Origin of the sequence: Burkholderia sp. Bp9140, from assembly GCF_003853425.1 — a bacterium.
Classification (GTDB): Bacteria; Pseudomonadota; Gammaproteobacteria; order Burkholderiales; family Burkholderiaceae; genus Burkholderia.
This window is the reverse complement of sequence record NZ_QTPQ01000024.1, coordinates 71,447-84,779: the sequence shown is the minus strand read 5'-3', so window position 1 is coordinate 84,779 and position 13,333 is coordinate 71,447. Positions and strand designations below refer to the sequence as shown.

The following is a 13,333-nucleotide window of genomic DNA, read 5'->3' as shown; positions in this document are numbered from 1 at the left end:
GACGCCGGACGTGCTGAAATACCCAGGGCGATCGGATGCGATCGCGGCGCATGTCGGGGCGATTCGCCGGGCGGTCCGCCCGCACGGCGCCGCGCGCGACGCGGCACGAACAACCTTCGGGTGCGGCCGGCTGGCCGCGCCTTTCACGTGCAACTGGAGTCAGTCGTGAGTTCTCAAGTCGTCATCGTCGGCGGTGGTGTGATCGGCAGCTCGATCGCCTATTTCCTGCGTGCTACCGATCCGACGGTGTCCGTGACCGTCATCGAACGCGATCCCACCTATGCGAAGTCGTCGTCGGCGCTGTCGGCCGCGTCGATTCGCCAGCAGTTCTCGACGCCGCTGTCGATCGAGATGTCGCTGTTCGGGATCGACTTCCTGCGCACGATCGGCGAACGGCTCGAGGTCGACGGCAACCGGCCGTCGATCGATCTGCATGAAGGCGGTTACCTGTTCCTCGCGACGCCGGCAGGCGATGCGACGCTGCGCGAGAACCACGCGCTGCAGACGAGGCTCGGGGCCGATATCCGCTTGATGGATCGCGATGCGCTGCGTGCGAAGTTTCCCTGGCTGAATGTCGACGATCTCGTGTCGGGCGCGTATGGCGTGAGCGGCGAAGGCTGGTTCGACGGCTACGGGCTCGTGCAGGCGCTGCGCAAGAAGGCGCAGGCGCTGGGCGCGCGCTACGTGCCGGCCGATGTGGCCGGCGTCGTTCGCGACGGTCGCAAGGTGACGCACGTGGTGACGAGCGACGGCGAGCGTTACGCGTGCGACACGCTCGTCAACGCGGCCGGTGCATGGGCGCGCACGCTGTCGTCGATGATGGGCATCGACCTTCCCGTGCATGCGCGGCGTCGCAGCATCTTCAACGTGTCGTCGCCGGCGAAGCTCGCCGATTGTCCGCTGCTGATCGATCCGACGGGCGTGTATTTCCGGCCGGAAGGGCGCACGTATATTTGCGGGACATCGCCGAGCCCCGATCGCGATCCCGACGACCTGCCGCTCGACGAGGTCGATCACGACCTGTTCGATGAAGTGATCTGGCCGACGCTCGCGAATCGCGTGCCGGAGTTCGAGGCGCTGCGTGTCGAGAACTGCTGGTCCGGGTACTACGAGTACAACGTGTTCGATCACAACGCGATCATCGGGCATCACCCCGGGCTCGACAACGTCGTGTTCGCGAACGGGTACAGCGGGCACGGACTGCAGCAAGGGCCCGCGACGGGGCGTGGCGTCAGTGAACTGATTCTGGGCGGGCGATATGAAACGCTCGACCTGTCGTCGCTCGGCTGGGCGCGTGTGCTCGAAAACCGGCCGATCGTCGAAAAGAACGTCGTGTAGCGCGGCGTGACCGCCCGGTGTGGCGTGGGCGGGATTCTCCTTGTGTCTCAATCTGATTGGCCCGGCTTTGCCGGGCATTTTTTTATCCAAGTTATCGTCCGGACCTCCGAAGGGTCGAGGAAAAATTCCCCACCCTGTTCGGACGGTGATCAGCCGGCGATGCGATCGGATGTTTTCCGGGCCGCGCGGCGTCATGCGACGTGGTCGCGCAGTGCTCGCCGCAGGATCTTTCCCGAGCCGGTCTTCGGCAGGTCGGCGACGAACGAAACGAGCCGCGGAATCTTGTAGGCGGCAAGGCGCGTCCGGCAAAAATCCAGCAGTTCCTGCTCGGTCACCGTCTTGCCGTGCGCGACGACGACGAAGGCTTTCGCCAGTTCTCCCTTCAGCGGATCCGCGACGCCGACCACGGCCGCCATTGCCACGGCGGGATGCTCGCACAGCGCGCTTTCCAGCTCGGCGGGGTAGATATTGAAACCGCCGGTGATGATCATGTCCTTAAGGCGATCGACCACGTAGAGATAGCCGTCGGCGTCCATGTAGCCCAGGTCGCCGGTGAGCAGGAACCCGTCGGCGTCGATGGCTTCCGCGGTTGCGTCCGCGCGGTTCAGGTAGCCTTTCATCGTCAACGGCCCCCGCAGCGCCAATTGTCCGGTTTCGCCGTGCGGCAGCGCTTTTGTCGGGTCGTCCGGCGCGACGATGCGGGCCTGCATCGGCGGCAGCGGGACGCCGATGGAACCAAGGCGCCGCTCCCCGAGCAGCGCGTGCGTGGTCCCCAGCCCGCCCAGCTCGGTCATCCCCCAAAGCTCCAGCAGCGGGGTGCCGAAGCGCGCCTCCACCTCGCGCATCTTCGCGACCGGCATGGTCTGGCCGCCGACGGTGCAGCGCGTCAGGCTGGAGAGATCGTACGTGTCGAACTCGGGACAATCGAGCAGGTACAGATACATGGTCGGCACGCCCTCGAAAAGGGTTGCGCGATACGTCTCGATGCTGCGCAGGATGGCTTCCGACTCGAATGTCGTGTGGAGTATCAGGGTCATCCCGTAGGTGATGGCGCATTGCATCACGACGTTGCCGTAGACGTGCGACAGCGGCAGCGCGCTTACGACGGTGTCGGCATCGGTGCGCCGATGCAGCGTTGCCGTCATCGCTACGTTCAGCAGGATAGCGCGATGGGTCAGCATCGCGCCTTTCGGCTTGCCGGTCGTGCCGGACGTGTAGGCGATCGTGCCGACCTCGTCGAGCCGGTCCGGATCGACGCCGGAAATCGGCTCGGCCGGCGTTGCGGTCCAGTCCGCGAACGTCTCGACCGCTTCGCCGTCGCCTTCGAACGACACCAGGACGGGTCCGGTTTCCTCCCCAAGCGCTGCCCGAAGGGCCAGCAGCTTGTCGCGCAGCCCGAATACCACCGCCGCTGCGCAATCCCGCACGATGAACGCGGCCTCCGGCCCCGTCAGCATCGGGTTGAGCGGATTGACCGTGCAACCCGCCTTGAGGATTCCATAGTAGGCCACGATCCATTCCGCGGAGTTCGGCGCAAGGAGGGAGATGGTGGTGCCCGGGCCGTAGCCGCGGCGCTGCAGGCGCGTCGCGACACCGGAGGACAAGCGATCGAGATCGACGAAAGTGAAGTGCCGGTCATCCGTCACCAGCGCCGTTTTTTCGCCAAAGCGCGCGGCGGCGCCGGCGATCAGCGCACCGATTGAAGTCTCCATTCCCGTTCTCCGATAGGTTTCGCGACGGCGCCCGCGCCGTGCGGTTCCGGCTGCTCGTATGGACGGCGGCCGGAAGTCACTTTAATCGGCAAGCTGGCGGGAAGTCTGTCTCGTATGGAACAATCTCGCGAACGAGCCCGCATTCATCCGCACGACCATGAAGACGTCCGACGAACTGCTCCTGACCACGCCGTGGTTCCCGGCACTGCCGCAACGCCTGCAGGACGGGATTCGCAACGACGTACGCCTGATGATCGTGGAGGCCGGCGGTTACGTCTGTCGGCGCGGCGACGCGAGCCGCTGCTGGTTCGGCGTGGTGGATGGCCTGATCAAGGTGTGCAACACGTCGAGCGACGGGCGGCTGATGACGTTTGCCGGCCTGCCGCCGGGTGCGTGGTTCGGGGAGGGGACGGTCCTGAAGTCTGAACCCTGGCACTACGACGCCATTGCGCTGCGTCCGTCCCGGATTGCCTGCCTGCCATCCGCGTCGTTCTTCCGGTTGCTCGACGAAGACATCGCGTTCACGCGCTTCCTGCTCGAACACGTCAACGAGCGGCTCGGACAGTTCATGGCGACGCTGCAGAGCGATCGGCTCACCGAACCGGCATTGCGGGTCGCCAACTGCCTGCTCGTGATGTTCAATGCGCGCCTGTATCCGCTGGGCAACGTCGAGATCCAGCTCACGCAGGAAGAAATCGGCTATCTCTGCGGCGTCACGCGCCAGAAGGTCAATCTCGCCGTTCGCCGGATGGAAACGCTCGGCCTGCTGAGCGTCAGCTATGGCCGCGTCACGGTCACCGACCTGGCCGGATTGCGCCGTTTCGCGACGCGCACGCCCTGAGCGCAGGCTTGCGCCGCAGATTGTGCCGCGTTTCCGCTCTAGAAGATCCAAAGTGGACCGTTCGCCAAAACAGACGGATGCCATTGTCCGCTCTGGTGCCCGAGCCCCCGTGCCAGCCTCGCTCGCGAACGACTGCTTTCGTCCATGAGGCAGTCACATACTCCACGAACAGTCGAACGGCCGCTTCGGGTGGCAACGGCCGGTTGTGTCCGCCGGCAACCGGCCATCAGCGGAAGTTCAAGCACGTTCGCCGAATGTTCGCTTACGGCCCATGAAGGGGCATTCGCCGGCACCAGTCTTCGGAAGCTCAGGCGGCGGTTCCGTGCAGCAAGCGGCCATTCGATTCGCGACAACGAATGCTGCTTTGTTGGCCGTTCGATATCCGGCCATGTGCGCCGCGAAAAGTGGTCCCCGGCGGCCACGACGATGACGAGGGTTCCTACCCATGCATATTGGCGAACGTGCCTACTGACGCGCGACGGTCATCGAGAGAACAGTTGATCCACGAGCCTGCGGGGCCGGCGAATCCGGCACCGTGGTTCGCCGCGTCTTGCGGCAACACGGCACTTTCGAGGAGAAACATCATGATCAACAGAAGCCGTACTGCGTTCGTGCTGGCGGCGGTTGCGCTCGGCGTCGCGCCGCTGAGCAGTCATGCGGACGAGATGATCCATGTCAAGCTCACGGACAACGCGATTCAACTCGATGCCGGCACAGTGAAGGCCGGGCGGGTCACGTTCGAGGTGAACAACGCAGCGAACGGCAGTACCGAACATGAGCTTGTGGTGCTGAGGACAGACATGGACGACGCGCATCTGCCCGTCCAAAAAGGCCAGGTCACGGAAAGCCGGTTCAAGAAAATGGGCGAGGTGGAGGACCTGGAGCAGGGTTCGACCAAGCGCCTGTCATTGAAGCTTGCGCCAGGACGCTACGTGCTGATTTGCAACCGGCCGGGGCACTATGAGATGGGCATGCACACATCGTTCGTCGTTGCGCGCTGAGCCGAGGCACGCCTGTCCCGCCTTTGCAGCGGATCGATAGCGACAGTAGCGCTACTTTTGCGAACGCCTGTGGGAAAGGCCCCGGTCGAGCGATTTCATCAATCTGTTGCATCGACGGGTTGAATCCGCAACGATGATCGGTCATTCGGCGGGAGAATATCCACCGGCTGCAATGGGCCGGCAAGCGACGCCCATGGAAATCCACGAAGAACCTTGTTTGTCGGCGCGTGGATGCAGGCGGTGCTTTTGATGCGCGCGCGACTCACGCCAGCAGGCACGCAATGAGATCGTGGGTCGTGCGGACTTCGTACTTCCGCAGCAAGCTCGCGCGATGGATATCGACGGTGCGTGGACTGATGCTCAGCTCCTTGCCGATTTCCTTGCTGGTCAGGCCGTGAACCAGGAATGCGGCGACGTCGCGCTCGCGATCGGTCAACGTGCTGGCGACGTCGGGATGCTTGGCGTCGCCCGACAGGTCGGTGAAGGTCCAGATGGCCAGCTCGAACGGCCGCTTCGGGTTGTATCCGAAGCCGCACACGGTGACCCAGAAATGGCTGCCGTCGACACGGCGCATGATGCGGTCGTCGCTGAACCCGGCATGTTTCGCGAGCAGCGGCGCAAGGCGGCGGCCGGTCGTCGCGAAGTCCTTCTGCTGCGGATACAGCTTCGCGAACGACTGGTCGACGATGTCGTCGCGGGTCGCCCTGAACAGTTGCAGCGCCTTCTCGTTGCAGTCGACCATGATGCGCTCCCTGGCCACGATCGCCGCGACGGGCAGATGCCTGAAGAGATCTTCGTAGTCGAGGCTGGGCATCGAGTCGGTCATGTTCGGCATCTTGTCGACGGGGCCGAACCGGGTTCGGACCCGGGCTATCTATCGGGCAGGGTTGCGCCTGCCTGATTGTAGCGGTAGCGCTTGCAAGAAACTCATCGGACGTGAAAGACGCAGCAATCGTGCCCTTCGCCCGCACACCGGACTTCCGCCGAATGCGCGCGCGGGCCTTTGCTCGCCGTATCGGCCGCGGTGTCGTTGACCCAGTCCATCGCACCGGCGAACCAGCCCGCGAACATGTAGCACAGCTTGCCGTGCTTGTCGGGCTGCGCCAGAACGAAGGACGAATGGTGCAGATGGATGCGCGCATGCGATGTCGCCGGGTCGGCTTCGGCGAGGGTGAACACGCCCCAGCCGCGCTGCGACAGCCGCTTCAGATAATGCTCGAATACGGCCATGCCGCCGATGCCGTGCTGCTTCGCCTCCTCGTCGCACCAGTGATAGGCCGACTTGTAGCCAGCCTTGTAGAGAATCGACGCATAGGCTTCGCGGCCGAGCGCCTCTTCGACGGCGACATGATTGTTCGTGAAGAAGTGGCGCGGCACGTACAGCATCGGCAGCGCGTCGGTGGTCCAGACACCGGTATCCGGATCGACGTCGATGGGCAATTGTGGCTGCATGGCGGGTGCGCAGGTGTCGTGCGGTGGTTCAACCGTTCCAGACTTCGCCGAATACCCGCAGCCAGTTTTCGCCCATCACCTTCTTGATGCGCGACTCGCTCCAGCCGGCGCGCTGCATCGCGGCCGTGAGGTTCGGGAATTCGCCGATCGTGCGGATGCCTTCCGGATTGACGACCTTGCCGAAGTCCGTCAGGCGACGATAGCGGCCCTTGTCGTGCGTGATCCAGTCGAAGAACTCGGTGCTGTAGCCCTGCGTGAAGTCCGTGCCGATGCCGACCTTGTCCTCGCCGATCAGGTCGATCACGTACTCGATCGCTTCGAGATAATCGTCGATGGTTGCGTCGGCGCCGCGTCGCAGGAACGGCATGAACATCGTGACGCCCACGAAGCCGTTTGCTTCGGCGATCTCGCGCAGTTGATCGTCCGTCTTGTTGCGCGGATGTTCTTTCAAGCCGGACGGGCAGCAGTGCGAGTAGGTGACCGGCTTCTTCGAACAGGCGATCGCGTCGGACGATGTCTTCGCGCCGACGTGCGAGAGATCCACCATGATGCCGACGCGGTTCATCTCCTGAATCACTTCGCGGCCGTATCCGGACAAGCCGCCGTCCGGTTCGTAGGAACCCGTGCCGACGAGGTTCTGCGTGTTGTAGCAGAGCTGCACCACATTCACGCCGAGTTCCTTGAACACTTCGATGTAGCCGAGGTTGTCCTCGAACGCATACGAATTCTGGAAGCCGAGGATGATGCCGGTCTTGTTCTCCTGCTTCGCGCGCAGGATGTCGTCCGTCGTGCGCACCAGCGTGAGGATCTCACTGTATTCGCGGATCTGCTGCTTCATTTCCGCGATGTTGTCGATCGTCTTCTGGAAGTCTTCCCACACGGAGACCGTGCAGTTGACGGCGGTGACGCCGCCCTTGCGCATGTCTTCGAACACCGAGCGCTCGAATCTGGAAATGTTCAGGCCGTCGATGATGATGCTGGCGTCGTGAAGGCTGGTCATGGTGTCCCTCTATGCGTTGATCTTCTTGCGTGACAGGCGCTCAGACGGCGCGTTCGACGCCGCGCTTGGCGGACTGGGCGGTTCTCGCGGTTGCCGGACCGGCTTCCTCGAGTGCCGTCTTCGACGTTTCCGGCAGTGCCAGGCCGCCGATCATCGCGAAGATCGACACGGCGATCAGGTAGTACGCGGGCGACAGGTTCGTTCCGGTCGCGGAGATCAGCCACGTGGCGACGAGCGGGGCGGTGCCGCCGAAGATCGTGTAGGCGAGGTTGTAGGTGATCGCGGACGCCGTATAGCGGGTTTTCGTCGCGAACACTTCCGACATCAGCGGTGCCGTCACCACGCCCGAGAACACCGCGCCGATGGCGAGCAGCGCGACGCCGATCAGCGATTGAGACAACACGCCCGAGCCGCCCAGCGAGAACGCCGGATAAACCGACACGATGATGAAGACGCCGGTCGTCGCGATCGTCGCGCGGCGGCCGACGAGGTCGGAGAACAGGCCGGCGAGCGGGCACAACGCCGCTGCGAAGAGCAGGGCGAGCACCGTCACGAGAAGCGACGTGCCGCGGGACAGGTGCCCGGCCACTTGCAGGTAAGTCGAGAAATACGTCGTGAACGTGTAGAACGACAGCGCCGTCACGGACACGAACGCGCCGAGCTTCAGGATATTCCACGACTGCGAATGCAGCGTTTCCATCAGCGGGGCATGTGCAACGTCGTGCTTGCCTTCGAGCGCCTGGAACGCGGGCGTTTCATTCAGGTTGACACGCAGGTAGACGCCGATGAGGCCGACCGGTGCCGCGATCAGGAACGGCACGCGCCAGCCCCAGTCGATCATCGCCTGCGACGACAGCGACGACTCGAGCAGATAGGCCACCACCGCCGCGCAAGCGAACGACGAGAAGGTCGACACCGGCACGAAGCTGCCGAAGAATGCGCGGCGGCGGCGCGGGGCATGTTCCATCACGTAGGCGCATGCGCCGGCGTATTCGCCGCCCGCGGAAAAGCCCTGGACGCAGCGGATGATCGTGAGCAGAAACGGTGCCAGGTAGCCGATGCTCGCGTAGGTCGGGAGAAGACCGATCAACGTCGTCGAGCCGGCCATCATCAGGATCGTCAGCGCCAGCGTGCGCTTGCGGCCGATCCGGTCGCCGATGACGCCGAAGATGAGGCCGCCGAGCGGGCGGAATGCGAAGGCCACCGCGAAGACGGCGAACGTCTTCAGGAGTCCGATCGTCGGGTCGCCGCTCGGGAAGAATTCGCGCGTCAGGATGGTGGCGAGAAAGCCGTATGCGGCGAAATCGAACCATTCGACGAAATTGCCGATCGACGCTGCGGCGATCACGCGCCGAAGGGTTCCGGTGTCGACGTCCTGGGTGGTCATGGTCGTGTCCTCTTGGTGTGGGGGCGCTTTGGGTCGCGTCGAAACCCATGGTAGGGACGCCAATTACCTAGGTCCATACGTGTCAATTACCTAGGTAATCGGGGGCGGGGAGGAGGGCGGGACGGCCGATCGGAGCGACTGTCGGATTGGCATCCGGAATCGTGGAAGCCGGACTGCACGTTCGTCATGCAACCCGTGATATCCGGCAACCGGGCGCGCGTCCGGGTGCCGGTGCCCACGCGCTAACTGGCTGAACCGGTGTGGCAATGCCTTGTCGAGTACGGCAAAGGCCTCGATTTGCGATCTCTGGCCGCCTGCGGCGGATTGAGCATGCCGAGCGGCGTGTGAAGGCGCCAGGCAAAAAGCCGCGCCCGCGGAGCGGTTGGCCTGACGCCATGTGCCGTTGCGCCTCTGGGGGGCGATGAGCGAGCCTAAGGACGGCAGAAAAGTTCGTATACGGTCGATGAAGAGAATGGCGTCAGAACAAGAGCCCCAGCATCGCTGCCTTGACCGCGGCTTCGGTCTTGTTGGTCGCGTTCAACTTGCGCATTGCATTGACGAGGTGAAATTTGACGGTGCGTTCGTCGATATGCATGATCTTGCCGATCTCGGAGTAGGTTTTCCCCGCGGCAGACCATTGCAGCGACTCGCGCTCGCGTGCAGTCAGCTCGACGGCATATTCGGGCACAAACTGCGCGAGCAGATGCATGCTCATCGCGTAGTTGGCCGTGTTCGCGAGCCATGACATTTGATAACCCTTTTCCGCGAGTTCGCGCTCTTCGATCGGCTCGCCTGATCGCACCATGGTCACGAGTCCGATCGTCCCGGTGCGGCTGATGGACGGCATGCACCAGCCGTGGCGCAAGCCATGGTGCTCCGCTTCCTCCCAGAACTCGACGCTCTGGGTCTGGCTATCGGCACGCCAGATCAAGGGGTTCATCTGACTGAGCCCATGCCGAACCGTTGGGTCGACGGCAAAATAGTTCTGGCTCACATAGCGGTCGACCCACGTCTGCGGATAGTTGGACTGCAGCATGAACTGCGGCTTGCTCACCGGCAACGGAACGCGCAGACCGAACGAACAGTACTCGAATCCAAGGGCTCGCGCGTCAGCCGCGAACTCCAGAAACACGTCGGCCTCGGATTTTGCCGCAGCGTATCCATTCAGATACTTCTCTCTCCAGGTATGCATATCATTACCTTGCGGTCAATCTTGCCCACGAAGGGAGCTATGTCGCGTGGTTGGTGCGTTGACCGGTTTTTTAAAAAGGTTGTTCAAGAGGGAAGCTCAATGTTTCAAGTATCGAGTGGCAGGCATGGTGTCGCATACAAATTTTTTGCGTGGTGGCGGATTCAGGGGGGTATCCGCGCTCGATATTGATCGTTCGAGGTGTGGAGTTTGCATGCGGGTACGGCCATTTGTGCGTCCTGATAATGCGGTGGCATTATCGGGACGGTCCGTAATAATCGCAAATAACATGCGCATGATCGCACCGGCAATCACGAATCACGACGCGGGCGCGCTGTGCACATTGCAATGACCTTCGCCTAGCCGATTGCCGCGAATCTTGCCAAACTATGCGGCTTGGATTTTAACAGGTGCCACGTCGAGAGAACGAACATGCCAAAAAAACCGAACGATGGATACGTACGATTGACTTTGCCGGCGTTCTACGCGCTGCGCTTCCGTCGACATATGTGTCAGCCAGCCCCGAACCTGTTGCATGACTTGTGGGGCGAGGGCATTAGCGCCGTCAATGCCGGCTACTACGAGCTGGTCTGCACCGAAACGCGACCGACCGTGAGCGTCGGCTGCGTATGGTATGTGGCAGTGGGCCAGTCTGACGTGAAGGTCGGGAAGGACGACGTCAGCAGCAATGTGATGCTCCTCAACATGAACGGTGACGATTATGGGGCGCGATACAGCCAGGAGTTGATCCAGGGTTGGCTGTGCTCGGGAGTCCGTCAGCGCGAACTTGAATCGGCCATTTTCGCAGGTCACTGATGTTATGTTCAAGGCATAAGGTTATCTTGCAGGAAACCCTATGCTTCGCGGCACACCTTTTGTGCCGCGCTGTCCCCGATTTCCGCCGATCCTCCTGATCGGCGCGGCAATGGCGCGATGACCGCGACGGTCATCCATGCCGTGACGCGGCGGCTCGTAGTGTTTTCCTGGAGCCGCCGATAATCCAGTGCGTTCCGGACGGTCTTTCCGACCGGCTCGCGTAGCGCTCCAGTTGAATCCCGAATCCCGAATCCCGTTTGCCCCGCGCAATATCCCGGCGCACTCGCCGCGACACGTCTCGTCCGAACGCCAGACCCTGCCCATTCGGGCAGCTTTTTTGTCCCGGCGATTTCGGGTCCAATTCGCGCTAACAATTCTAAGGTGAGAGAGAGGGCATTTACGATGCTGACTTTATTGTCGGGAAGAAGCGCTGATTTGAGTCGCGAGACGATGAATCGACTTGCGGAGTTTCGGCATAAGGTCTTCATACGGGAACTCGGATGGTCATTACCCACCGACGACGGCATCGAATTTGACAACTTCGATCACGCGGACACCCTCTATGTCGTCGCTTGCGACCGCAGCGGTGAAATCGTCGGCTGCGGTCGGCTGCTGCCGACCGATGAGCCTTATCTGCTCGGTGAGGTTTTTCCGGATCTGATGGGCGGCGCGTCCCTTCCCTGTACACGCAATGTGTGGGAACTGTCCCGCTTCGCGATGAGCATGCCGCGCGGCGAGTCGTTGACCGCCGAAGAGTCGTGGCAAAACACGCGCTCCCTGATGTCCGAAATCGTCCGTGTCGCGCACGCACATGGCGCCAACCGTCTCATTGCATTCTCGGTGCTCGGCAACGAACGGCTTCTGAAGCGTATGGGTGTCAATGTGCATCGCGCTGCTCCGCCACAAATGATCGAAGGCAAGCCGACCTTGCCGTTCTGGATCGAGCTCGATGAGCAAACGCGCGCGGCGCTGAACATCGACGCGCTGGAACACGGCGTGCCGCTCAACCTGTCGCGCGCGCTGCATGTGTCGCACGCGCTCGGACAAGCGGTGTGAGCGCTCGATGCGCACCGGGAAGAACGACGATCCGCCGCCGCCGGCTCGCCGCTGAAGCGGCCCGGTGCAATGAAGTATCTCAACAGGTGTGCCTGAAGATGAACAGCTTTAACGACGTGGCTCGGCTAGTCCTGGCCCGGGAGGGGAAGGTGAAATGACGCTTCGAGTGGTAGTAACCGGTATTGGCATTGTGTCCCCACTGGGTTGCGGCAAGGAATTGGTGTGGCAGCGCTTGATCGGAGGATGCTCCGGGCTGCGCGTGCTCGGCGACGACATCGTCGGTGAACTGCCCGCCAAGGTCGGCGGGACGGTACAGGGGAAGACCGACGATCCCGACGGGGGATTCGATCCGGAGCTTTCGGTGCCGAACAAGGAACTGCGGAAGATGGACCGCTTCATCCAGATGGCGATGGTCGCCGCGGACGAGGCGCTCGCTGAAGCCGGATGGGCGCCGCAAACCGAGCAAGAGCGCGAGCGGACGGCGACGGTCGTGGCATCGGGTATCGGTGGATTTCCCGGTCTGGCGGAGGCGGTCCGGATCGGCGAGACGCGTGGCGTGCGGCGGTTGTCGCCGTTCACCATTCCGTTCTTTCTGTCGAATCTGGCGGCTGGCCAGATTTCGATCAAGCATCGGTTTCGCGGGCCTCTCGGCTGTCCGGTGACGGCCTGTGCGGCGAGCGTGCAGGCAATCGGAGACGCGATGCGCCTGATCCAGAACGGCGAGGCCGATGTCGTGCTGGCCGGCGGCGCCGAAGCGGCCTTCGACAAGGTCAGCCTGGGCGGATTCGCGGCGGCGCGGGCGCTGTCGACCGGTTTCGGCGATCAGCCGACTCGGGCCTCGCGCCCGTTCGACCGCGACCGTGACGGATTCGTCATGGGTGAGGGGGCCGCGATGCTGGTGGTCGAGTCTCTGAACCATGCCGTCGCACGCGGCGCCCGCCCGATCGCGGAAATCATCGGGTACGGCACCACGGCGGACGCCTATCACATGACCGCCGGGCCCGACGACGGATCCGGCGCCATGCGGGCGATGAAGCTGGCACTGGCAATGGGCGACATCGCGCCGGAACAGGTGGGCTACGTCAACGCGCATGCGACATCGACGCCAGTCGGAGACGCCGGAGAAATCGAGGCGCTGAAAACCGTCTTCGGCGTGGGTGCCGGTCCGGCGATTTCGTCGACCAAGTCGGCAACCGGGCATTTGCTTGGGGCGGCGGGCGCCATCGAAGCGGCGTTTTCCATTCTCGCCCTCCGGGATGGCGTGATGCCCGGCACGCTGAATCTCGAGCACCCCGACGAAGCTGCCGCCGGCCTTGACCTGATCGGGCCTGCCGCACGGCACGTTCCCATCGAGATCGCACTGTCGAACGGGTTCGGCTTTGGCGGCGTCAATGCATCGGTGCTGTTCAAGCGGTACCCGCCGGATAGATCAGCCTCCGCGCATTGAACGCCTGCGCTCGCGGTCGGCAGGCCATTCGCCATTTGGCAAGTATCGCGAATCGTCGGCATGCGGCGCTGCGTCGTGGTCCGCATGCGCCCGA

At 63.1% G+C, this 13,333-nt stretch carries 12 protein-coding genes and 1 pseudogene; 7 read left to right on the top strand and 6 right to left on the bottom strand.

Features of this window, described 5'->3' with window-relative positions; genetic code table 11:
- Positions 1 to 165: 165 nt before the first annotated feature.
- Positions 166 to 1,338 (top strand): FAD-binding oxidoreductase, encoded by a 1,173-nt coding sequence (locus DIE21_RS20625; protein WP_124499456.1) that lies wholly within the window; start codon positions 166 to 168, stop codon positions 1,336 to 1,338.
- A 191-nt stretch (positions 1,339 to 1,529) separates the two neighbouring features.
- Here the strand turns inward: DIE21_RS20625 and DIE21_RS20620 are convergent, their stop codons facing one another.
- Complete coding sequence (locus DIE21_RS20620) at positions 1,530 to 3,050, bottom strand: class I adenylate-forming enzyme family protein (protein ID WP_124499455.1); 1,521 nt, start codon at positions 3,048 to 3,050, stop codon at positions 1,530 to 1,532.
- A gap of 157 nt (positions 3,051 to 3,207) precedes the next feature.
- Here DIE21_RS20620 and DIE21_RS20615 point away from each other — a divergent pair, with 157 nt between their 5' ends.
- Entirely contained in the window at positions 3,208 to 3,891 is a 684-nt protein-coding gene (locus tag DIE21_RS20615; protein WP_124499454.1) for a Crp/Fnr family transcriptional regulator, read from the top strand.
- 584 nt (positions 3,892 to 4,475) lie between these two features.
- Positions 4,476 to 4,892, top strand: a complete 417-nt coding sequence (locus DIE21_RS20610) for a cupredoxin domain-containing protein (RefSeq protein ID WP_124499453.1) — start codon at positions 4,476 to 4,478, stop codon at positions 4,890 to 4,892.
- A gap of 262 nt (positions 4,893 to 5,154) precedes the next feature.
- On the opposite strand, the gene DIE21_RS20605 is transcribed toward DIE21_RS20610, so the two are convergent.
- The 4 genes from DIE21_RS20605 to DIE21_RS20590 all read right to left on the bottom strand — a co-directional run bounded on the left by DIE21_RS20605 (position 5,155) and on the right by DIE21_RS20590 (position 8,731).
- Positions 5,155 to 5,727 (bottom strand): PAS and helix-turn-helix domain-containing protein, encoded by a 573-nt coding sequence (locus tag DIE21_RS20605; RefSeq protein ID WP_124499452.1) that lies wholly within the window; start codon positions 5,725 to 5,727, stop codon positions 5,155 to 5,157.
- A gap of 92 nt (positions 5,728 to 5,819) precedes the next feature.
- Positions 5,820 to 6,344, bottom strand: a complete 525-nt coding sequence (locus DIE21_RS20600) for a DUF5943 domain-containing protein (RefSeq protein WP_124499451.1) — start codon at positions 6,342 to 6,344, stop codon at positions 5,820 to 5,822.
- 28 nt (positions 6,345 to 6,372) lie between these two features.
- The gene (locus DIE21_RS20595; protein ID WP_124499450.1) at positions 6,373 to 7,344 is read right to left on the bottom strand and encodes a dipeptidase; all 972 of its coding nucleotides are present in this window, start codon (positions 7,342 to 7,344) and stop codon (positions 6,373 to 6,375) included.
- A 40-nt stretch (positions 7,345 to 7,384) separates the two neighbouring features.
- Positions 7,385 to 8,731 (bottom strand): MFS transporter, encoded by a 1,347-nt coding sequence (locus DIE21_RS20590; RefSeq protein WP_124499449.1) that lies wholly within the window; start codon positions 8,729 to 8,731, stop codon positions 7,385 to 7,387.
- Positions 8,732 to 8,923: 192 nt separating this feature from the next.
- On the opposite strand from DIE21_RS20590, the pseudogene DIE21_RS37880 reads away from it, so the two are divergent.
- Positions 8,924 to 9,064, top strand: a pseudogene (locus DIE21_RS37880) (ATP-dependent helicase); the annotation flags it as partial.
- 145 nt (positions 9,065 to 9,209) lie between these two features.
- Here the strand turns inward: DIE21_RS37880 and DIE21_RS20580 are convergent.
- On the bottom strand, positions 9,210 to 9,923 hold the full coding sequence (locus DIE21_RS20580; RefSeq protein ID WP_124499448.1) for a LuxR family transcriptional regulator: 714 nt from the start codon (positions 9,921 to 9,923) through the stop codon (positions 9,210 to 9,212).
- A 429-nt stretch (positions 9,924 to 10,352) separates the two neighbouring features.
- On the opposite strand from DIE21_RS20580, the gene DIE21_RS20575 reads away from it, so the two are divergent.
- From DIE21_RS20575 to fabF, 3 genes are all read left to right on the top strand, one after another.
- Positions 10,353 to 10,736, top strand: coding sequence for a DUF4902 domain-containing protein (locus DIE21_RS20575; RefSeq protein ID WP_124499447.1), 384 nt, complete (start codon positions 10,353 to 10,355; stop codon positions 10,734 to 10,736).
- Positions 10,737 to 11,138: 402 nt separating this feature from the next.
- Positions 11,139 to 11,792, top strand: coding sequence for an acyl-homoserine-lactone synthase (locus tag DIE21_RS20570; RefSeq protein WP_124499446.1), 654 nt, complete (start codon positions 11,139 to 11,141; stop codon positions 11,790 to 11,792).
- Between the two features lie 154 nt (positions 11,793 to 11,946).
- A complete protein-coding gene (fabF, locus tag DIE21_RS20565) occupies positions 11,947 to 13,239 on the top strand; it encodes a beta-ketoacyl-ACP synthase II (protein WP_124499445.1) in 1,293 nt (430 codons plus the stop codon).
- Positions 13,240 to 13,333: the final 94 nt, after the last annotated feature.

Excerpts from the sequence above, each read along its gene's own strand:
- DIE21_RS20620 (WP_124499455.1), bottom strand. The coding sequence starts at position 3,050 with ATGGAGACTTCAATCGGTGCGCTGATCGCCGGCGCCGCCGCGCGCTTT.
- DIE21_RS20615 (WP_124499454.1), top strand. The coding sequence starts at position 3,208 with ATGAAGACGTCCGACGAACTGCTCCTGACCACGCCGTGGTTCCCGGCA.
- DIE21_RS20610 (WP_124499453.1), top strand. The coding sequence starts at position 4,476 with ATGATCAACAGAAGCCGTACTGCGTTCGTGCTGGCGGCGGTTGCGCTC.
- DIE21_RS20605 (WP_124499452.1), bottom strand. The coding sequence starts at position 5,727 with ATGCCGAACATGACCGACTCGATGCCCAGCCTCGACTACGAAGATCTC.
- DIE21_RS20600 (WP_124499451.1), bottom strand. The coding sequence starts at position 6,344 with ATGCAGCCACAATTGCCCATCGACGTCGATCCGGATACCGGTGTCTGG.
- DIE21_RS20595 (WP_124499450.1), bottom strand. The coding sequence starts at position 7,344 with ATGACCAGCCTTCACGACGCCAGCATCATCATCGACGGCCTGAACATT.
- DIE21_RS20590 (WP_124499449.1), bottom strand. The coding sequence starts at position 8,731 with ATGACCACCCAGGACGTCGACACCGGAACCCTTCGGCGCGTGATCGCC.
- DIE21_RS20580 (WP_124499448.1), bottom strand. The coding sequence starts at position 9,923 with ATGCATACCTGGAGAGAGAAGTATCTGAATGGATACGCTGCGGCAAAA.
- DIE21_RS20575 (WP_124499447.1), top strand. The coding sequence starts at position 10,353 with ATGCCAAAAAAACCGAACGATGGATACGTACGATTGACTTTGCCGGCG.
- DIE21_RS20570 (WP_124499446.1), top strand. The coding sequence starts at position 11,139 with ATGCTGACTTTATTGTCGGGAAGAAGCGCTGATTTGAGTCGCGAGACG.
- fabF (WP_124499445.1), top strand. The coding sequence starts at position 11,947 with ATGACGCTTCGAGTGGTAGTAACCGGTATTGGCATTGTGTCCCCACTG.